This window comes from Cupriavidus sp. 01L43, from assembly GCF_056399925.1.
Genome location: NZ_JBFTSH010000062.1, coordinates 1 through 407, shown reverse-complemented (window position 1 = coordinate 407; position 407 = coordinate 1). Strand labels below are relative to the sequence as shown.

1 protein-coding gene is annotated in these 407 nt (G+C 60.7%); it reads left to right on the top strand.

What is annotated here, in order from left to right; genetic code table 11:
* Positions 1-54: 54 nt before the first annotated feature.
* Positions 55-407 (top strand): formylglycine-generating enzyme family protein (locus AC1DP9_RS27785; RefSeq protein ID WP_477109082.1); only part of this gene is annotated, 353 nt, incomplete at its 3' end.

The following is a 407-nucleotide window of genomic DNA, read 5'->3' as shown; positions in this document are numbered from 1 at the left end:
TATGCCGCGCGTAGCCGTGGCCAGAACTTCCTCTGGGCGACGGACAACGGGCATATGGACAAGGGCCGCAACATGGCTTCCGATGAGCAAAAGGAAAAGCTCAGGCCGGTGGTTCGGACCCGCCCTCATGAACCTTCCTATGCCCTCCGGGCCATGCTGTTCCCGGTCGGGATCTTCCCGCCCAATCCGCTCGGACTCTATGACATGAACGCCAACGGATGGGAGTGGATGCAGGACTGGTATGACGAGGACTGGTACCGCGTCAGCCCGGAGCACGATCCGAAGGGGCCGCCGACCGGATCCTTGCGTTCGGTCCGGGGATACTCGGGTGGTTCCTATATTTCCGGGCTCAACATCAAGCGATATGGCGATGATCCTGTTCTTGTCGGAAAGGACATCCGCACGGG